The organism is Pseudomonas sp. NPDC099000, from assembly GCF_044759925.1.
Lineage (GTDB): Bacteria > Pseudomonadota > Gammaproteobacteria > Pseudomonadales > Pseudomonadaceae > Aquipseudomonas.
This window is the reverse complement of record NZ_JBIWAF010000004.1, coordinates 311,477-331,632: the sequence shown is the minus strand read 5'-3', so window position 1 is coordinate 331,632 and position 20,156 is coordinate 311,477. Positions and strand designations below refer to the sequence as shown.

At 60.9% G+C, this 20,156-nt stretch carries 16 protein-coding genes and 1 pseudogene; 8 read left to right on the top strand and 9 right to left on the bottom strand.

Features of this window, described 5'->3' with window-relative positions; all coding sequences use genetic code 11:
- Positions 1-25: 25 nt before the first annotated feature.
- Positions 26-1,450 (top strand): MFS transporter, encoded by a 1,425-nt coding sequence (locus ACIQV9_RS08335; RefSeq protein WP_403100004.1) that lies wholly within the window; start codon positions 26-28, stop codon positions 1,448-1,450.
- A 9-nt stretch (positions 1,451-1,459) separates the two neighbouring features.
- A complete protein-coding gene (locus ACIQV9_RS08330) occupies positions 1,460-2,731 on the top strand; it encodes a condensation domain-containing protein (RefSeq protein WP_403100002.1) in 1,272 nt (423 codons plus the stop codon).
- 72 nt (positions 2,732-2,803) lie between these two features.
- Here the strand turns inward: ACIQV9_RS08330 and ACIQV9_RS08325 are convergent, their stop codons facing one another.
- On the bottom strand, positions 2,804-2,950 hold the full coding sequence (locus ACIQV9_RS08325; RefSeq protein WP_248804211.1) for a hypothetical protein: 147 nt from the start codon (positions 2,948-2,950) through the stop codon (positions 2,804-2,806).
- A 233-nt stretch (positions 2,951-3,183) separates the two neighbouring features.
- Between ACIQV9_RS08325 and ACIQV9_RS08320 the strand changes: the two genes are divergently transcribed.
- From ACIQV9_RS08320 to ACIQV9_RS08305, 4 genes and pseudogenes are all read left to right on the top strand, one after another.
- Positions 3,184-4,110 carry a LysR family transcriptional regulator gene (locus ACIQV9_RS08320; protein ID WP_403100001.1) on the top strand — a complete coding sequence of 309 codons (927 nt, stop codon included), beginning with the start codon at positions 3,184-3,186 and terminating at the stop codon, positions 4,108-4,110.
- Between the two features lie 106 nt (positions 4,111-4,216).
- Positions 4,217-4,843, top strand: coding sequence for a glutathione S-transferase family protein (locus ACIQV9_RS08315; protein ID WP_403100000.1), 627 nt, complete (start codon positions 4,217-4,219; stop codon positions 4,841-4,843).
- A gap of 63 nt (positions 4,844-4,906) precedes the next feature.
- Positions 4,907-6,937, top strand: a complete 2,031-nt coding sequence (locus ACIQV9_RS08310; protein ID WP_403099999.1) for a pyridoxamine 5'-phosphate oxidase family protein — start codon at positions 4,907-4,909, stop codon at positions 6,935-6,937.
- Positions 6,938-7,385: 448 nt separating this feature from the next.
- Positions 7,386-7,764, top strand: a pseudogene (locus ACIQV9_RS08305) (DUF6124 family protein).
- A 100-nt stretch (positions 7,765-7,864) separates the two neighbouring features.
- On the opposite strand, the gene ACIQV9_RS08300 reads toward ACIQV9_RS08305, so the two are convergent.
- The 8 genes from ACIQV9_RS08300 to ACIQV9_RS08265 are packed head-to-tail and all read right to left on the bottom strand — an operon-like array spanning position 7,865 to position 16,851.
- Complete coding sequence (locus ACIQV9_RS08300; RefSeq protein ID WP_403099998.1) at positions 7,865-8,995, bottom strand: glycosyltransferase family 4 protein; 1,131 nt, start codon at positions 8,993-8,995, stop codon at positions 7,865-7,867.
- A gap of 1 nt (position 8,996) precedes the next feature.
- Complete coding sequence (locus ACIQV9_RS08295; protein ID WP_403099996.1) at positions 8,997-10,127, bottom strand: glycosyltransferase family 4 protein; 1,131 nt, start codon at positions 10,125-10,127, stop codon at positions 8,997-8,999.
- Positions 10,111-11,478, bottom strand: coding sequence for a glycosyltransferase family 4 protein (locus ACIQV9_RS08290; RefSeq protein WP_403099994.1), 1,368 nt, complete (start codon positions 11,476-11,478; stop codon positions 10,111-10,113). Before ACIQV9_RS08290 ends, ACIQV9_RS08295 begins: the two co-directional genes overlap by 17 nt.
- On the bottom strand, positions 11,475-12,725 hold the full coding sequence (locus ACIQV9_RS08285) for an ABC transporter ATP-binding protein (RefSeq protein WP_403099993.1): 1,251 nt from the start codon (positions 12,723-12,725) through the stop codon (positions 11,475-11,477). Before ACIQV9_RS08285 ends, ACIQV9_RS08290 begins: the two co-directional genes overlap by 4 nt.
- Complete coding sequence (locus ACIQV9_RS08280) at positions 12,725-13,522, bottom strand: ABC transporter permease (RefSeq protein ID WP_403099991.1); 798 nt, start codon at positions 13,520-13,522, stop codon at positions 12,725-12,727. The genes ACIQV9_RS08285 and ACIQV9_RS08280 overlap by 1 nt, the downstream gene beginning before the upstream one ends.
- The gene (locus ACIQV9_RS08275; RefSeq protein WP_403099989.1) at positions 13,523-14,965 is read right to left on the bottom strand and encodes a mannose-1-phosphate guanylyltransferase/mannose-6-phosphate isomerase; all 1,443 of its coding nucleotides are present in this window, start codon (positions 14,963-14,965) and stop codon (positions 13,523-13,525) included.
- A 3-nt stretch (positions 14,966-14,968) separates the two neighbouring features.
- The gene (gmd, locus tag ACIQV9_RS08270; RefSeq protein ID WP_109626923.1) at positions 14,969-15,940 is read right to left on the bottom strand and encodes a GDP-mannose 4,6-dehydratase; all 972 of its coding nucleotides are present in this window, start codon (positions 15,938-15,940) and stop codon (positions 14,969-14,971) included.
- Positions 15,937-16,851 (bottom strand): GDP-mannose 4,6-dehydratase, encoded by a 915-nt coding sequence (locus tag ACIQV9_RS08265; RefSeq protein WP_403099986.1) that lies wholly within the window; start codon positions 16,849-16,851, stop codon positions 15,937-15,939. The genes gmd and ACIQV9_RS08265 overlap by 4 nt, the downstream gene beginning before the upstream one ends.
- 428 nt (positions 16,852-17,279) lie before the next feature.
- Between ACIQV9_RS08265 and ACIQV9_RS08260 the strand changes: the two genes are divergently transcribed.
- Together ACIQV9_RS08260 and ACIQV9_RS08255 are read left to right on the top strand one after the other, a co-directional pair.
- Positions 17,280-18,857 carry a glycosyltransferase gene (locus ACIQV9_RS08260; protein WP_403099985.1) on the top strand — a complete coding sequence of 526 codons (1,578 nt, stop codon included), beginning with the start codon at positions 17,280-17,282 and terminating at the stop codon, positions 18,855-18,857.
- Positions 18,851-20,149, top strand: coding sequence for a glycosyltransferase (locus ACIQV9_RS08255; protein WP_403099984.1), 1,299 nt, complete (start codon positions 18,851-18,853; stop codon positions 20,147-20,149). The genes ACIQV9_RS08260 and ACIQV9_RS08255 overlap by 7 nt, the downstream gene beginning before the upstream one ends.
- Positions 20,150-20,156 lie beyond the last annotated feature (7 nt).

Here is a 20,156-nt window from a genome sequence, read left to right as displayed (position 1 = left end):
CTTTAAATCTAAGGATTGGATAAACATGATGCACACACCAACCAACACAACGCTGCACGAAAAACGATGGCAGGCACTCGCTGTCATCTCGATCATCCAGTTGATTCTGCTGCTGGATGCCACCGTGGTGAACGTCGCCCTGCCACGGATCAAACACGACCTGGGACTTACGGACGGATCCCTGACCTGGGTCGTCAATGCCTACCTCATTACCGCAGGTTCGCTGTTGCTGCTGGGCGGACGGATCGGCGATGCCTTCGGGGTGCGCCGCACCTTTCAGGTCGGCGTAGTGATTTTTGGCGGATTTTCCTTACTGGCAACCTTCGCCCAAGACGCCACCGTGCTGATCATCAGCCGTGCCGGTCAGGGGCTCGGTGAAGCCCTGGCGTCAGCCACCGGACTGGCAATGGTGTCACTGCTGTTTCCTTCCGGCCCCGAACGCGGCAAGGCGTTTGGCATCTGGGCAGCACTGGGCGGCCTGGGCTCGATCATCGGCGTATTGCTCTCCGGTGTACTGACGCACTATCTCTCGTGGCGCTGGGTCTTCGGGATCAACGTACCGATTGTCATGCTCCTGATCGTGGCTGCCGCCGTCATGATTCCCAAGTTCAGCCACCGCAGTTCCACCTCTCTGGATCTGGGCAACGCGCTGATCCTGGTCGTGGCCGTCGCCGCGACCGTCATGGCCGTGATGGGTTCTGGCATTGAGCATCTTCCTGGCCAGCGCATGGCGCTTCTGCTGCTGGGCGTTTTGGGCATCGCGGTGGTACTGCGTCGTTGCAAGCGTTCGGAAAACGGCATTATTCCGGCACGCCTGATGACGCGCTCTCCGCGCATGGCTGGTTACGCCATCGTCGCTATTCTCGCAGCGACCTCCGGCGCCCTGTTCTATCTGGGCGTGCTGTTGCTGCAAGACTATCTCGGCCTGACGCCGATGCAGACGGGCCTGGCGTGGCTGCCCTTCTGCCTGGGTTTCTTCCCTGGGATCTTCCTTTCGCAGTTCGTCATGCAGCGCTGGAATCCGCAGGCCGCCGCCGTGGTCGGCCTGGCAATTTCGGCTATGGGTTTCGCCTTGTTTGCCTTCGGCGTGCCCCTGCACAGCTACTGGCTGGGAATGCTTCCGGCGATGCTGGTGACCTCCATCGGCTTCGGCTGTGTCGCCCCGGTCGCCCAGTCGTTGGCCACCAGCGACCTTAGCGAGGCCGACGCCGGTGCAGGGTCGGGCATCACCACCACCCTTCAGCAACTGTTCCAGGTGTTCGGGGTCACCCTGCTGGCAGCCGTGGCGCTGGCGGTCTCTGACAACAGTGGCGTGCCGACCATCGCCGCGAACGGTTTCGTGGCCGCCTTCGCCGTGTCGGCGCTGGCCATGCTCGGGGGCGCCTTGCTGATATGGGCCGGACGCAATGCCCTGGCGCTCGAGCCAGCCCCGTCGAGCCCCCAGCCTTAGGAAACCGTCATGCATCAGAACTACCTGATCCCGCCCTTCAAGGGCCCCCTCACGACGCTGTCCAGCGTCGCGGGACTGCGGGAAAAATGGACCGGGGCGATGCTTGACCAGACAGGGCGCGCCTATTGCGGCGCCCTGCGTCTGGACTTCAGCGCAGAGTGTGACCAGGCACAAGTATTCGATGCCGTGGCCCAGACCCTGGCGCGACATCCAATCCTCGCGGCCCGGTTCGAGCTGGAACAGGAACACCTGATCGGCCGAGCCCCCACTGAGCAGGCATTGCGTCAGGCGTTGCGTGAGCAATTGGGCCAGGTGCAGGCCACGCTCAGCGATCAGGACTTCCTCGCCTATCGCGCCCGGCACGCCGGCGAACCCGGGCTGCGCATCGCCTCGGCGGTCGACGCGGCTGGCATGCATGTCTGGATCGGTTTCTGGATCTATACCTGCGATGGCGCGTCGATTGATCTGTTGATCAACGACATCACCCGGTATTACCGGGGCCTGCCCCCGGTTTCCTGCACGAAATGGAACGACTATTGCCAGGGGCTGCACCTGCCGGAGCAGCCCGTGACCACAGCGCAGCAGCTGGAGATCTACCCGGGAACAGGCCCCTACGGACTTGATGCAGTGCGCAGCAAAAACACAAGCGGCAAGGGGCGCATGCAGAGTCTGAAGTTCACCGCCCCCGTTGCCCGCAGCCGGGTGTTGGACTATGCCAAAACCTTGCGCGTGACGCCGTTTGCGCTGCTGCTGGCCATCTATCAACGGGCAATCAGTGCCGTCAGTGGGGTCGCGACCGTGGTGACGGGAGTGCCCTTCGCCAATCGCCCGGATGCTGCCGCTCAGACTGCGGTGGGGCCGTTGTCCAATACCATCCCGGTCAGTACCCGGCATGAACCCGACGAACCGCTGGCAACAGTGGTCAAGCGGGTGCAGCGGGCGGTGATCAATGCCGCGACGCGGCAGCACATCGAACCGGCAGCGTTGTATCCCGAAGGCATGTCTACGCGTACCGCCGGCTTCGAACTGCCGTTTCCCCAGTTGTTCAACGCCTGGAACTCACGCAGCGAAGGCAGTCGCATCGACCTGGGTGACAACCAGTGGATGAGCCTGCAGCTATTGCCGAACGATACCTGCCGGGTCGCTTTCGAGATCACTCTGGATGAGCATAACGAGCATATTTCAGGGCGGATCGACATGGACGCCGATGGCTATGGCGAACACGCAGGACAGGTCATCGAGCAGATGATCCGCGACCTGCAAAGCATCCCCGAAGCTTGATCGGTAACGCGTGTAAAGCAATCAGGGCGGTGTCACACCGCCCTGATTCAATTGCCGATGTAACTTGCTTGCTCAGAAGTCCACAGTCGCCGACAGCAGATAAGTCCGAGGTGTAGACAGCGTCAACCCCGGTTCGCTGTCATCGGAAGCGCCGGCGGAACTCCAGTAACGCTTGTCCAGCACGTTCTCGACATTGGCGCGCAAACGCCTGGGTCGCATTGGAGCCTACACGCGAAAGCCGCGTCGTTACTGGCTGAGACAGTTTTAATTCTCTATCGTATCCGTCCGGATCGGCATTTTAGGTGGTCGCGACAGTTTTGCGATTCCTCTCAACGAGGCTGCAGGCCGCGAAAACCGTGATGCTCCCGCGACAGTTTTAATGCTCTAAAATCACACAAAAAATCGCAGCCTATGGTTGCGATTTTTTTTATCCGAATGAAGGACATTGCCCAATGGACAGATTCCAGGAAATGCAGGTATTCGCCGCCGTCGCCAAGGAGCAAGGTTTCTCGGCGGCGGCGCGGCGTTTGGGGATGTCGGCGGCTAGTGTCACTCGAGCGGTCGCGGCGCTGGAGAAACGCATTGGCACGCAGTTGCTGACGCGCACCACTCGCAGCGTGTACTTGAGCGAGGCGGGGCAGCGTTATCTGGAAGATTGTCGCAGGATCCTCGCCGAGGTGCAGGAAGCGGAAGATTCGGCGGCGGGCAGTCACGCACAACCTCGTGGGCAATTGACGATTACCGCGCCGGTATTGTTTGGAGAGTTATTTGTCACGCCAGTGATGGTTGATTATTTGGGGCAGTTCCCTGAGGTCAGCATCAATGCGCTGTTGCTTGATCGTGTGGTCAGTGTCGTCGAAGAGGGAATCGATGTGGCGGTGCGCATCGGCGATTTGCCTGACAGTAATCAGCATGCGATTCGGGTTGGCGAGGTGCGGCGGGTGATTTGTGGTTCGCCAGCGCTGATCGCGGCCCATGGCCGGCCTTTGCATCCGCAGGAGCTGGTGCAGGCGCCGATTATTGCGACATCAGCCACGGGCCAATTACGCAACTGGCCGTTCCTTGAAAATGGCGAACCGCTGACGGTGCGCACGGAGGCTCGGTTGGTGGTCACCGCCAATCAGGCTGCCATCACGGCCGCCTGCCTGGGGCTGGGGTTTACCCGAGTGTTGTCTTATCAAGTCGCGGGAAAGGTGGCGGCGGGTGAGTTGCAAATCGTCCTGGCTGAATTCGAACTGGCGCCGTTACCGATTCACGTGATTTATCAGGGCGGGCGCAAAGCCCCTGCGCGGGTGCGCAGTTTTGTCGACTTCACGGTGAAGGCCCTGCGCGAGCATCCAGCCTTGAAGAACGAGGCACTATTGCTCCAGATGAAATAATTGATTGCGTTTGCTGGTTATTCTTTTGTTTCGGTAGCAGGTGGAAGATGACAACCCATCGGCGCCGACTCTTTCCAAATGGCGCCTCCACCCAGCGGAGTCGACCATGCAAGCCATCAAACTCTACAACTTCCCTCGTTCTGGCCATGCTCACCGTGTCGAGCTGATGCTGTCCCTGCTGCAACTGCCGACCGAGCTGATCTTGGTCGATCTGGCCAAGGGCGCACACAAGCAGCCGGATTACCTGGCGCTCAATCGCTTTGGTCAGGTACCGGTGATTGATGATCAAGGAGTGGTGCTGGCCGATTCCAACGCGATCCTGGTTTATCTGGCGCAGAAATACGGCAATGGTCGCTGGCTGCCAAGCGATCCGGTCGGTGCGGCCAAAGTGCAGCGCTGGTTGTCGGTCGCCGCCGGGCCGATTGCCTTTGGCCCGGCAAGAGCCCGGTTGATCACCGTATTTGGTGCGCCTTACAACGCTGAAGAGGTGATCGCTTATGCCCACACCGTGCTCAAAGTGATCGATCAGGAACTGGCCGCCACCCCATACCTTGTCGGCAACGAGCCGACCATCGCCGATGTCTCGGCCTACAGCTACATCGCCCATGCACCGGAAGGCAATGTGTCGCTGGACGACTACGCCAACATCCGCGCCTGGCTGGCACGCATTGAAGCCTTGCCTGGATTTGTCGGCATGCCGCGCACCGTCGCCGGTTTGCAAAAAACTGCCTGATGCTCACGGCCCGATTCAGTCGGGCCGTTCTTGTTGCGCGATCAGCGCAGGGGAGAAGCCGTTATGGACCGTTCACCGTGGCACGCAGGCGAGAAACAGTTGCAGGCCCACGTGGGTGTGGCCGAGCGAATGGACGTATTAGGTCGTAGGGTGATTCGCGGCGAGATGCCGGATCAGCACCGCCAGTTCTATCAGCAACTGCCGTTCATGCTGTACGGCGCGGTGGATGCTGATGGCAACCCTTGGGCCAGTATTCTTGAAGGGCCGCCGGGTTTTGCTCATTCCCCTGCGCCTGCGCTGTTGCAGTTCGACAGTCTGCCCGGCAGCGGCGACCCTGCGCAGTTGCAAGAGGGCGCGGCGATCGGTCTGCTCGGCGTCGAGCTGCACACCCGGCGTCGCAACCGTATGAATGGACGGGTCGGCGCTGTGACATCGAGCGGCTTCGGGGTGGCGGTGGAGCAATCGTTCGGCAATTGCCCGCAATACATCCAGTTGCGCCAGTTTCGCTCGGTGCCCCTGGCGGATCCGGCAACCCGTATTGCGCAGCACCTCGATGGGCTGGATGACGCGGCCCAAGCCATGATCGCCGGCTCCGATACCTTCTTTGTCGCCAGTTATGTGGACGTCGACGGCCAACGCTCGGTGGACGTTTCTCATCGCGGCGGCCAGGCCGGTTTCGTACAGGTGGAAGGTAATCGCCTGACCATCCCGGACTTCGCCGGCAACCTGTTCTTCAACACCTTGGGCAACCTGCTGATCAATCCTCGGGCCGGTTTGCTGTTCATCGATTTCAACTCGGGCGACCTGCTGCAGCTCAGCGGCCGCGCGCATGTCATTCTCGAAGGCCCGCAAGTCGAAGCCTTTCAAGGGGCCGAGCGTCTGTGGACCTTCGACGTGGAGCGCGTGGTGCGTCGGCCTGCGGCGCTGGCCTTGCGCTGGCGCTTTGACGGCGTGTCGCCCACCAGTTTGCTGACCGGCACCTGGGCGCAGGCAAACGCACGCCTGCAAGCCAAGGCTTTGGGCGATCACTGGCGGCCGCTGCGGGTGGCGCGCATCGAACAGGAAAGCCGCCACATCCGTTCGATCTATCTGGAGCCTGGCGATGATGCCGGGTTGCCGGTGTTCCAGGCCGGGCAGCATTTGCCGCTGCGATTCAACATTGCTGGCGAAGTGCATATCCGCACGTACAGCCTGTCGAGCGCGCCGTCCGATGACTTTTTCCGTATCAGTGTGAAGCGTGAAGGGCTTGTGTCGTCGCACCTGCATGAGCAGATCCGTGTTGGCGATGTGCTGGAAGCCCGCGCGCCCCAGGGGCATTTCACCGTGGCGGCCAATGAGCGGCGACCGCTGGTGCTGTTGGCTGCTGGCGTCGGTATCACGCCGCTGCTGTCGATGGTGCGCGAGGTGGTTTATCAAGGGCTGCGCACGCGGGGCATCCGCCCGACCTGGTTTTTCCAGAGTTCGCGAACCTTGGCCGATCAACCGTTTCGCCCGGAACTGGACCGCTTGCTTGATGGCCTCGGTGACGCGGTGCGCGTGCGGCGGTTGCTCAGTCAGCCGGAGCCGGACGCCCGCGAGGGGGACGATTTCGACCTGACCGGGCGCATCGACGCCGACCTGCTCAAGACGATGCTTGAGGTGGAAGACTACGACCAAGTGGACTTTGTCCTCTGCGGCCCGGGCAGTTTTACCCAAGGGCTGTACGACACCCTGCGGGAGCTGAACATTCGCGACTCAAGGATTCACGCCGAAACCTTTGGTCCGTCGACGTTGCGTCGCACGCCGGACCCGGATGCGGTGGTCTTCGAGCAGCCACCGGCCGCTACGGTTTCGGTGCCGGTGGTGTTCCAGCGCTCGGCCAAAGAGGCGCGCTGGCAGCCGGACGGCGGCAGTTTGCTGGAGTTGGCGGAAAGCCGCGGTTTGCGCCCGGAATTCAGTTGTCGCGGAGGTTCGTGTGGCACCTGCAAGACCCGCCTGATCAGCGGCGAGGTGAGTTATCCACAGCCCCCGGCGGAAGTGCCTGATGCGGGAGAGGTGCTGATTTGTTGCGCAGTGCCGGCGCAGGGTTCGCAGCCGTTGGTGCTGGATTTGTAACCAATCCGGAAAGCACAGGCGACCCTCTGTAGGAGCGAGGCTTGCCCGCGAAGGCGGTGTGTCATTCAACATTGAGGTCGACTGACACGCCGCCTTCGCGGGCAAGCCTCGCTCCTACATTGGGGCCGATGTTGGCCTGAAATTTACTGCGAACGTCCTACAGACTTGAGCGGTCCGGAGGACGATTCCGACACGTTCTAGCGGTTGTCGTGTCGGAAGTCGGGGGGATAGGCTTTGGGGGTCGCTGCACATCAGCGATCGGGCGTCGCAGTCCGTTCAGTTCATTTGGTGCATAATCGCCGGCCCCGCTTGATGGCGGCTGTGCGCGGGATACCTTCGGGTATGCCGAGTTTCCGAATGGCTCGGTCTGCGACCCCGCGTACAGCTGCCTCCTTTACATCGCGTCGCAGCGATCAGTGGCAGCCACCCTCTCATTCGGAGTGTCACCATGATTAAAGAAACACCAAATCCCCCGGAAACCGACGACGTTTCCCCCTACGAATCCATCGATTCCAAAAAAATTGAATGACGCCGCCGAGCGCGCGCTGGATCACTACCTCAACCCCTCCGCCCTCAAATCTCCCGCTACCCGCAAACCCAGCACGATGTTCATGGTTGCGCCGGACATCAAAGACGAAGACCTGCTGGCCCACACCTGTGAATCCTTGGCCCAGGCCAATGTGATGGCGAGTGATTTTGCGGGGTATCTGGAGGGGCCGCACCGGCATACGGCGATGGCGATTCAGCAGATCGTCATGCTGGCGGAACTTGCGGTGAACCGGATGCTGGATAACGTCGCCGTACCAAATCCCGCGCCGCACTGCTGATCCTCTGTAGGAGCGAGGCTTGCCCGCGAAGGCGGCATGTCATTCAACATTGATGTCGACTGACACGCCGCCTTCGCGGGCAAGCCTCGCTCCTACAGGTTCAGGCGTAGGACAGGGATTTTTCTTCCAGCAGTTCTTCGTACAACGCCGTCCACTTGCGGCCCATTTCGTCGGCTGTGAATAACTGCCGATACCGTGCCTCAGCCTTCGCGCCCATCTCCGCCGCACGTGTCGGGTTTTCCCACAGCGTGCGCATCGCTTCACGGAATGCCTGTGGATTACTGGGCGGCACCACCAGCCCGGTCTCGTTGTGGATGTTGATGTAGCTGGTGCCGGTGCCGATTTCGCTGGAGATCATCGGTTTGCCATACATCGCGCCCTCAAGCAGCGAGATACCGAACGCTTCGGAGCGTAGATGCGACGGAAACACCACCGCGTAACTCAACTCCAGCAACGCTACCTTGTCCTCGTCACCCAAGCGCCCCAGGAAGTGCAGATTCTGCAAATCCAAGGCCTTGGCCTGGGCATGCAGTTCGGCTTCCAGCGGCCCGGCGCCGACGATCACCACTGGATAATTCAGCCCTTGCATCGCTTCGAGCAGAATGTGCAGCCCCTTGTAATAGCGCATGACGCCGACGAACAGGAAGAACCGGTCTCCCACCTGTTTACGCCAGCGTTCAGTACGTGCTGCTTCGGGCTGTGGATAACCTGACTTGTCCAGCCCGTAGGTGATGACTCGAGTTTTCTCGCGGTAGTCCTGGAGCACATCACTGGTGTGAAAGTAGTTGGGGGAGGCCGCGACGATTCGGTCGGCGCTGTCCAGAAAACGACGCATCAAAGGACGGTAGAGTTTGAGTAAATGGCGCTGGCGAATGATGTCCGAGTGGTAGCTCACCACGCAGGGTTTTTGGGTGGCGCTGAAAAAATGCACCAGGTCCATGAAGGGCCACGGGAAGTGGTAGTTGACCACGTCGGCCTCAGCCGCCAGCTCACGAAACTGCTTGAAGACGCTGTAGGAAAAACCGGTGGAGGCCATCTGAAAATCCATCCGGGCCTGATGAACCTGGTGCTGGCCGATCTGCAATGCGCCAGGTGCCGGGTCGTTGCTCAACGTCAGTACCGTGCTGTCGACCGAGTGCCGCGCACCGCTCTCGCAGAGTTGAAAAATGACCTGTTCGATGCCACCCATCGAATCCGGCAGATAGGTTTTATAAAAGTGCAGTACGCGCATTTTAGTCTCCCATAGCCTGGCGGTAAGCGCGGGCCGTGGCCTTCGCGCAACGCTCCCAGGAAAAAAGCTTCGCTTGTTGCAAACCGGCTTCGCGACAGACCTGCCAATGCAGCGGGTCGTCGATGAGCCGGCTCATGGCATCGCGCAAGGTGTCTGGATCGTCCGGTGCTATGTAGTTGCCGGCTGCGCCTGCGACTTCCGGCATGGCCGAATGCTCGGTCAGGATCACCGGGGTGCCGCTGGCCATGGCTTCCAGGACGGGCAGGCCGAACCCTTCGTACAACGAGGGAAAGATCAATGCCCGGGCGCCGGCCAGCAGTTGTGCAAGCGCTTCATCGGGCAGATACCCGAGCAGGCACACATCGCCGGTGGCCAGGGCTGCGCGCAATTCATCACTGAACTGCTCGCCCTGCCAACCGGCCATGCCGGCGATCAGCAGTGGAAAACGCTGGCGCACGGCTTCCGGCAATCGGGCGTGGGCACGCAGGGCCAGCGTCAGGTTCTTGCGCGGCTCCAGGGTGCCGACGCACAGGAAGTATTCCCGCGCCTCGACGCCGTGGGTCTTGAGCACCGCGTCGATGGCTTCAGGTTCCCGAGGATGGAAACGTGCGGCCACGCCCAGCGGTGCGACGACAAAGCGTTCGGCCGGCAGCGCGAAATACGCCTGGGCTTCGTCGGCAATGTACTGCGAGTCGGTGAGAATCAGACGCGCCCGCTGCACGCCGTCGGCCAGCCGGCGCTCAATTTCCCGCAGACGCGAAGGTGGCTGCGTCTCGGGGTAGTGCAGGTGCGTCAGGTCATGCAGGGTGATGACCGTTGGGCCGTCGAACGACAGCGGCCACAGGCTCGGTTCGTGATAGAGGTCGATGGTCTTCAACCGACCCTGATCGAAGCGTTTCTGCTCCAGCCAGCGCCGTGCCTGATATGCCCCCGGAATCTGTCGCAGCAACGGCGTCAGTCGCGAATATCCGGGCATCGCTGCTTCCGGCAAATCCGAACTCCAGCCCCAACCGTGGAACAGCGTCAGTTCGACATCGGGTTCATCAGCAAGGGCGTTCGCCAGTTCGGCGACGTAATGGCCGATGCCGGTGCGCGGGGCTTGCAGGATCCGGGCGTTAAGGGCAATTCGCATGTTGCCTCTCTTCCACGACCGGCGCGTCTACCAGATTGCGCAGGGTTCGTTCGGCCAGTTGCGCACTGGCTTCACGCCAGCCGATCCACTGCCAGTCCGCCACGTGGCGAGCTGCGGGGAATTGCCCGGAGCGTTCGAAACCGGTGACCAGGTCTGCCAGGCTTTGCGGTTCGGCAAGGTCAAAGTACGCCATGAACTCGCCACCGATTTCGCGAAAGATCGGAATGTCGCTGCCCATGGCCGGCAAACCGCGCTGCATCGCTTCGACCAGGGGCAGGCCGAAGCCTTCGACCCAGGACGGAAACACCAGTGCGCTGGCGTGGGAATAGGCGTGTTCGAGGCTGGTGTCGCTCAGGTCGTTGAACATGAAAAGGTGTTGGTTCAATTGCGGATGATTGCGCACGCGGGCGAGCAGGGCGTCGCACTTCCAGCCGATGCGCCCGGCGATGCACAGCCGGGCTTGCGAACCTGAGGCCCAGGCGCGTTCGAAAGCGTCGAGCAGGTAATCGTGGTTTTTACGCGGCTCGATGGTGCTGACCATCAAAAACACCGGTTCCGGTGTTGTGAACACGCGCGTCAGTCGTGGCTCGACGGCGGCAGTGGCTTCGCTCAGGTCCAGCTCGGAGCCGAGGTGAAAATAGTCGAACCACAGCGCATCGGCTTTGGCCGGGCCCAGCCTACGCTGCAATTCTTCATGCACCTGATCGCGCACCGTGGCGGAGATCGCCACGTAGCCATCGGCGGTTTGGGTGATCCAGTTGAACCACTCGTTGAAAATCTGCACCAGCCGCCTGTCGTAGAACTGTGGGTGAGTCAGCGGGATGAGGTCGTAGATCACCGAAACGATGCCCACGCCTTCACGCTTGAGCTGTTCGGCAAACGGGAAGAAATCGCTGTGCCAGGAAGAGTCCAGCAACACCAGTTGATCGCCCGGCTGATGCTGCAGCGGCGAGCACCGTTTGGGCAGTTGATACTGGTTGATGGCCTCGATCAGACGTATCGGCAGGCTGAAACAGGTAATGGCGGTGAGACGGTAGGCCACGTGCAGCAGACGCTTGATCACTCGCGAGTTGCTGCGATTGTGCAAGCGTTGATGCAGTTGCCAGAAACGATGAGCCAGCCGTCCCAAGCGTCCGCCGAAGGTCATCAAGCCATCGAAAAACGGGATGTTCAACGCGCCGAGTTTCAGCACCCGATAGAGCTTGCCCTTGAGCATCACCACCGGAATGCACTCGACACCGTCGACAGTCTCCGGCAGCTGATTGATGACGTTGCGCACCACTCGCTGAATGCCCGAATTGACTTTGGGGTGCTGGAATACGTGGGTGCATTCCACCAGAAGACGGGTCATGGCGTGCGCTCCGAAACAGTCGACCCGGAGCGGGTAATGGTGGTTTTCGCCGCGAGCCACGAGCAGCCGACGAAGTCTTCATGCCGGTTGTTGATCACATGGAACACCAATCCGTAATCGCGCCATTCGTAGTTGCGATCCAGGTGCGAGTCAAGCCGAGACAGGCTCAGGGACACGGAATAGTTGCCCTTGCCCAGGCCCATGACGAAGGAAAAACGGTACGTGTAGCGTTCCCCGGCGTGCAGATCGGTCAGGGCCTTGTCCTGGCGATGGGTGTTGATGCCATACATCATCTGACCCAGGCGGTCCTTGAGGATGAAGCCGAGCACCAATCGCTCGATGTCCTGACGGACTTCGACCTGGACTTCCAGCACCACGGCCTGACCGACCTCGGCGGCGTCGATGGAACGTTCATTCTCGTCCAGCAACCGCACACTGAGGATGCCCGCTTCACCGGTGCCGGAAATCGTTTGCACTTCCCCGTCCGCGAGCATTTCCTGACGCACGATCTGGCCTTCACGTTCGGCCATCATGGCGTTGTAATAGTCTAGGACCGCTTCGGGTTTGCCGTGCATGGCCATGCGGCCGTCTTTGAGCAGGATGGCCGAATCGCAAATCGCCTGAATGGCCGAGCGGTCGTGGGACACGATCAGCAGGGTGGTGCCGGCCTTGCGGAAGCTGCGGATGCGTTCGAAGCTCTTGTGCTGGAAGTAGGCATCGCCCACGGACAGCGCTTCGTCGACGATCAGGATGTCCGGACGCCGTGCGGTGGCCACGCTGAACGCCAGGCGCATCTGCATGCCGCTGGAGTAGGTACGTACCGGATGGTCGATGGCTTCGCCGATTTCCGCGAAATGTTCGATCTCGGGCATCAGCGCTTCAATGTCATCGACCTGCATGCCCAGCAATTGCCCGGCCATGATTGCATTCTGTCGACCGGTAAAGTCCGGGTGAAACCCCATGCCCAGTTCCAGCAGCGCCGCCACCCGGCCTTCGAGTTCGATCTTGCCGCACGTCGGTTGGGTGGTGCCGGTGATCATCTTCAACAACGTGCTTTTGCCCGCACCGTTGACCCCGACGATGCCCACCGCTTCACCGGGGGCGATCTCGAATTCGACGTCTTGCAGCACCCAGTGCTGGTGGTGACGCTTGGGCGAAAACGGAATCAGCCACTCGGCCAGTCGGCTCCAGCGGTTCGGGTATTGCTTGTAGGCCTTGCCCAGGCCGGTGACGCGAATATGCCCCATCAGAGTTCATCCACCATTTCGCCGACGCGCTGGCGAAACAGACGCAGCCCGATCAGACAGAACACCACGCCGGTGACAAAAATCGGCAGCAGCGAACTCCAGACCGGCCATTGCCCATAGAGAAACATGTTTTGATAGCTGACGATCAGGTTGGTCAGGGGGTTGAGTTGCAGCAGGCGCTGAACCCAGTCCGGCAGAATGCTCATCGGGTACACAATGGGCGTCAGCCAGAACCAGAATTGCAGGCAGATGCCGAAGAGTTGCCCGACATCACGGAAGAAGACGTTCAACACGCCGAGTATCATTCCCAGCCCGGCACAGAACATCATTTGCAACGCCATCAGCGGTATCAACGCCAGCAACGCCATGCCCGGCCAACGTCCCGTGAACAGCAGAAAACCCAGGAACAGGCCGATGATGATCGCGAAGTTGATGCCGGCGTTGATCAAGACAATCACCGGCAGGCAGACCCGCGGGAAGCTTATTTTCTTCAACAGGTTGGCGTTTTCCAGAAACATGTTCTGGCTGCGCAGGGTGATTTCCGCAAACAGTCCCCAGGCGAGCAAGCCGCCGCACAGGTACACGCTGTAAGCCATGCTGTCATCCACACCCGGCAGGCGGGCGCGCATGATGTGAGAAAAAATCACGGTGTAGACGATGATCATCGACAGCGGATTGAGCACGGGCCACAGGGCACCGAACAGCGAATTGCGATAACGCGCCTGAAACTCTCGCTGGACGCTACCGAGGATGAACCCTCGATGGCTACACAGCGAGCGGTAAAGGGAAAGCAGCATTCAAACCGTCCTGCCGTATTGGTCTTCGAAGCGAACGATATCGTCCTCTCCCAGGTATTCGCCGCTTTGCACTTCAATGATCACCAGGTCGATCACCCCCGGGTTTTCCAGGCGATGCTTGTGGCCGGCGGCAATGAAAGTCGATTCGTTCTTGGCCACCAGGTGAGTGCCGGAGCCGTTGTTGGTGACCTTGGCCATGCCTTCGACGACCACCCAGTGTTCATTGCGGTGATGGTGCATTTGCAGCGACAACTTGGCGCCGGGCTTGACCACGATGCGTTTGATCTTGAAGCGCGGGCCTTCCTCGAGCACGGTGTAGGTGCCCCAAGGTCGGCTGACCGTGCGGTGCAGGCGATAGGCCTCGTGTTTTTTATCCTTTAGCTGCTTGGCCACCCGGCGCACATCCTGCGCGCGATCGGCATGGGCCACCAGCACCGCATCGGCGGTGTCGATAATGATCAAGTTATCCACACCCACCGCGGCCACCAGCCGGTCTTCGCTCTGGACGAAGTTGTTGTGGCTGTCGACGAACACCGCGTCGCCCGTGGCGCGGTTGTTTTGTGCATCCGCCGGCACCAGCGCGGCCACCGCGCCCCAGGAGCCGATGTCGCTCCAGTCGAAACCGGCGGGCACCACGACCACTTTGTCGGAACGTTCCATCAAGGCGTAGTCGATGGAAATGTCAGTGATTTCGGCGAACAACGTTGGGGACAATTCCTGTTGCAGGCACCCGGCCGTTTCCACGGGGGCGCTTTGTGCCATGCAGGTTTGCGTCTGCTCCAGCAACTCGGGGGCATGAATCTGCAATTCGGCCAGCACGGTCGCGACCGAGAAGCAGAACATCCCCGAGTTCCACAGGAACTTGCCGCTTTCCAGGTAATGCGTGGCGGTTTGCAGATCCGGTTTTTCGACAAAGCGCAGGACCTTCGCGGCGCCTTTTCCGTCCAGCGCCGCGCCGGTTTCGATGTAGCCGAAACCGGTCTCCGGGGCGGTCGGCACCACGCCGAACGTCACCAGGAATCCATCCTTGGCCAGTGCCACGGCGTGTTCGACCGCAGTCTTGAAGGCGTCTTCGTTGAGGATCAAATGGTCGGCGGGCATCACCACCATGATCGCTTCATCGCCGTGCAGGGCTTGCAGCGACAGGGCCGCGGCAGCGATGGCCGGGGCCGTATTGCGGCCCGTTGGCTCCAGCAGAAAGTGCCCGCGATGGCGACTTAGCTGCGCCTCCTGATAGTGATCCTTGCTCTGGAAGTAGTAGTCGCGGTTGGTCACCGTGACGATATCGCCCCAGCCATCCAGCAGGCCGGCCGCACGCCGATAGGTCTTGCCCAGCAGCGACTGGCCGTCGGGCAGGGTCATGAACGGCTTGGGATGACCCTCGCGGGACACCGGCCACAAGCGAGTACCGGCACCGCCGGAGAGAATCACAGGAATCAGCATGGCCTACTCCTTGGCGACGCGTTTCATGTCCGCATCCATCATCATGCGGATCAAGGTATCCAGATCGGTTTTTGGCTTCCAGCCCAATACACGCTGGGCTTTGGCCGGGTTGCCGAGCAGCACTTCGACCTCGGCCGGGCGGAAGAACGCCGGGTCGATCTTGACGAAGTCGCGGTAGTTCAGGCCCACGTGATCGAAGGCGATGCGGCACATCTCGCGCACGGTGGTGGTCACGCCGGTGGCGACCACAAAGTCGTCAGGCTTGTCCTGTTGCAGCATCAGCCACATGGCTTCGACGTAGTCGCCGGCAAACCCCCAATCGCGTTTGGCGTCGATGTTGCCCAGACTCAGTTCCTGCTGTTTGCCTTGCTTGATGCGGGCGGCAGCGTCGGTCACTTTGCGGGTCACGAACTCGATGCCGCGCAGAGGCGATTCATGGTTGAACAGGATCCCGCTGCTGGCGTGCAGGTTGAAGCTTTCGCGGTAGTTCACGGTGATCCAGTGGCCATACAGCTTGGCGACGCCGTAAGGGCTGCGCGGGTAGAACGGCGTGTTCTCGTCCTGCTGCTCGGCCTGGATCAGGCCAAACATTTCGCTGGTCGACGCCTGGTAAAAACGCGTGTGCGGACTGAACTGGCGAATCGCTTCGAGCAGGTGAGTCACGCCCAGCCCGTCGACGATGCCGGTGGTGACCGGTTGATCCCAGGAGGCCGCGACAAAGCTTTGCGCCGCCAGGTTGTAGATTTCGTCCGGAGCGGACTTGATCACCGCGCGCTGTACAGAGCAGGCATCGGCCATGTCACCGTCCAGGTAAACGATGTCGCCCTCGACCCCCATTTCACGCAGACGCCAGCGCGCATCGCTGCTGCGCCGCGCCACCAGGCCGTGGACTTTATAACCCTTGTCGAGCAGCAGTTTGGCCAGATAAGCGCCGTCCTGACCGGTGATCCCTGTGATCAATGCACTTTTTGTCATTCTTCTTTTACTCGCTTCTCCCAGTCGGACAGGATCGCCCGCAGGGATTGTTGTGTTGTGATTTCAGGCGTCCATCCTGTGGTCTGGGCGAGCTTGGCAGAGCTGCCACAAACGCGACGCTGATCCGCGCGGCGAAGACGCGCCGGATCCTGAATCAATTGCATGTCGACCTGGGCGAGGTCCCCCAACTGTTCGATCAAACTGCGGATGCTCTGCTCGCGCCCCGAGCAAATGTTGTAGACCTGCCCCGGCGCGCCCTTTTCCAGCAGCGCCAGATAGGCCGACACCACATCGCCGACATCGAGGAAATCGCGTGTGACGTCGATGTCACCGACTTCCAGTTGCGGGGCTTGCAGGCCTTGTTTGATGCGGTTGATCTGGCGCGCGGCGCTGGCGATGACAAAGCTGTCTTTCTGGCCGGTGCCGATGTGGTTGAACGGGCGGGCGACCAGTACCGGCCAGCCTTCGCTCAGGCCCCATTGCAGGCTGAGGAACTCGGCTGACAGTTTGCTCACGGCATAGGGGTTGCGCGGGCAGGGTGGCTGGAGCTCGGTAATCGGCAGGTCTGATTCGATCACTTGCCCGTAGACGTCGCCTGAGCTGACGTACAGAAAGGTCCCGTTGAAACCGCGGGCCTTGAGTGCCTGAAGCAGGTTCAAGGTGCCGAGCAGGTTGATAGTCAGCGTGCGCGCGGGATCGCGGAAGGCTTCGGGCACGAAGGTCTGGCCGGCCAGGTGAATGACCGCGTCGGGCATCTCGGGCCAGAGGCCGTCGAGGGTGCCTGGCTCAGCGAGATCGTAACGGGCGGCGACAGGCAGAAGCGCCCATTCCGAGGCGTCAGCCTTCAGGCGAGACTGGATGTGTTGTCCTACGAATCCACTGAGACCCGTAACGAACAGACGCTTTTTCAAACAGCGGCCCCTTGGTCATGCATTTCGTCCATTCCCCACAGGCTTTATGGAGATGTCTGACAGACCGGGTGGATTCCTTGGTCGAAAGACAGGCGAAACGTTTGTTGTAGTTGTTTGGTAGCCAATCTGTGCCAATTGCGCGGCGATTTCAACAGGTCCCACCGTGACTGGTCAGTTCTCGTTAGCGTAGCCCGATTTATTCTCGCCGGGCGGTTCACGAATCTTCAGCGGATGTGTTTAGAATGCCCCTCGTCACGATTACCCAGGGTTCGGCCGGGTGGTATTCACACCCCGCGAAACTGACCATTAAAACAAGAACGTAGACGGGCAAGAAGACGATGGACGACGACCGGCAAATACCGGGTCGATCCGTGGCTTTGCCGTCATAGAGTGAGGCTGCCGGGATGGCGGCTTCATCGTGGGATGCCATGAACTTCATTCTTTACTCGGACGTCAACGACAACTCCATCAGCCAGAGCCTCGGGCGTCCTGAATACAGTTATTACTTCGTGCTCAAGGCTTATCGCCCGGTGCTCGAAAGCCTCGGGCGAGTGCATGTGGTGTCCTCCACCGCCGAGGTCGATCCTCTCTATCGACAATTGCTGGCCGCTGGCGAAGACAGCCTGTTCCTGTCGTTCACCCCGCCGCAGAAAACCCCGAACGACCTTGAATGCCCGACGATCTGCGTGGTGGCCTGGGAGTTCGACTCCATTCCCGATGAGCAATGGGACAACGACCCACGTCAGGACTGGACGCAGATGCTGGCGCGCCAGGGACGGGTCATCACGCTCTCCAGCCACACGGCCCGGGCGATTCGGCGGGCCATGGGCGAAGACTTCCCCGTGCTGGTTTTGCCCACGCCGTTGTGGGAGAACTTCGCGACCATTCGCAACAACCACACCAGCGTCCCGGTCAATGCCGGTTCGACACTGGAGATCAAGGGCTGCATTTTCGACACCCGTACCCTCGGGCTCAGCGCCGACGCACTGATCCCGGTTTTGCCCACGGCCGAAGAAATCGCCGCGCGAGAGGCTGAAGCGGAAGCCGCGAAGCCACCGCCGCTCACCTTGAAACGCCGCTTCGTCATCGCCCGCCATTACCTGCACATGTGGCGCCGGGACATGGGCAAAACCTTGCCTGTCCCGATGCATCGCACGCACTTTCTGAGCCAGTGGTATTGGGAAGGCATTCGCGACCTTCTTTCGGACACCGCTCATGCACGGCTTGCCGGGTTTTTGCCGACCATCGCTGGCCCGCAGACGATGGCAGTGCATGAGCCTGAACCGCGCCAATGGCCGGACACCACCACCCAGGTCGACACCCAGGTTGACGGTGTGGTGTACGTCACGGTGTTCAACCCCCGTGACGGTCGCAAGAACTGGCATCAATTGATCACCGCCTTCTGCTGGGCCTTCCGCGAAACGGAGGACGCCACGCTGGTGCTGAAAATTACCCAGAGCGACCTGTCGTCCTACTACGACGAGCTGATGACTTTGCTCGCGCAACTTTCGCCGTTCGCCTGTCGGGTGGTGGTGATGCACGGTTACCTGGACGATCCGCAATACGCGCGGCTGTACGAAGCCGCCAGCTATTACGTCAACGCGTCGCGCTGCGAGGGTTTGTGCCTGCCGCTGATGGAGTTCATGGCCAGCGGCAAACCGGTGATCGCCCCGGACCACACCGCCATGGAAGATTACATCGATGAGCGTGTGGCGTTTGTGGTCAAGTCCAGCGAAGAGCTGACCATCTGGCCGCAAGATACCCGGATCATCTACCGGACCCTGCGTTATCGACCGGACTGGGGCTCGCTGAAAATCGCCTACGAAAACAGCTACCGGATGGCCAAGGAGCAACCGCTGGAGTACCGGCGCATGTCTGCCGACGCGGTCGAACGCATGCGCGACTACTGCGCCTTCGCTCCGGTGCAGAAGCGCCTGGCGGATTTTTTCGGGCTGACGCCGCAGGCTTTGCCGGCAGCGGCCGTGACGGATAACGCCTCATGCTGATCATCATTCATTCGGAAACCAACCAGCACACCATTGCCCAGAACCTCGGCCGTTCGGAGTACAGCTATTACTTCGTGCTCAAGGAGTACCGACCGGTGCTCGAACGCCTGGGGCGCGTGGTGGAAGTCAGCGACCCGCAGACCGAAGTCGACGCCTTGTACCTCGACGCGCTGTCCCGTGGGGAAGACTGCGTGTTCCTGTCGTTCTCGCCGCCGCATTGCACGCCCGTGCACTTCGCCTGTCCGACCTTGCCGGTGTTTGCGTGGGAATTCAGCACCATTCCCAACGAACCCTTTGCCGGTGAGCCGCGCAATGACTGGCGCACGGTTTTGCGCGCTTCAGGCGCGGCGATTACCCATTCCGGCTACACCGTGAATGCCGTGCGCGAGGCGATGGGCGCCGACTATCCGATCGTCGCGGTGCCGGCGCCGGTGTGGGACCGATTCTCGGCGCGTGGCGCCCAGTTGCAGCGTCAGCCCGTGGCCAGCCAGGTGCGACTGAAGATCAAAGGCCTGGTGGCGGACAGCCGCACGCTCGACTTGCGGGCCTTTGGGCCGGCGCAGTTACGCGAAGGTGAAGGTATCGATTTCGAGGCGCCACCCCGTGAACACGAGATGGTGCTCGATGGTGTGATCTACACCTCGGTGTTCAACCCGGGAGACGGGCGCAAGAATTGGGAAGACATGCTCAGTGCCTTCTGCGTGACCTTCCGCGAGGTGGATGATGCGACGCTGGTGCTCAAACTGACGCACCACGATGCCGAAGAAGCGCTGACCGATATCCTTCACCATTTGTATAAAAACCAGTCTTACCGCTGCCGCATCGTGCTGATTTACGGCTATCTCGCGGATGCGGACTACGAGCAGCTGGTGCAGGCAACCAGCTACGTGGTCAACACCTCCTACGGCGAAGGCCAGTGCCTGCCGCTGATGGAGTTCATGTCCTGCGGCAAACCGGCCGTGGCGCCAAGGACCACGGCGATGATCGATTACCTGGATGCCGATAATGCGTTCCTGATCGACTCCACCGATGAGCTGACGGCCTGGCCTCACGATCCGCGCAGGGCGTTCCGAACCCTGCGTTACGTCACGAATTGGGCGTCGTTGTGCCGCGCTTATCGGGCCAGCTATGACGTCGCCAAAAACGATGCCGAGCGTTATGCGCAGATGTCTGCGCATTCCGTGGCCAGTCTGGAAAAATTCTGCAGCCAGGCCATCGCTGAGCAACGACTGAAAGTCTTCTTCGCGCAACTCCTTGAACCCAGCGTCGCCTTGGACACCCCCGAGGCATGACCCGCGC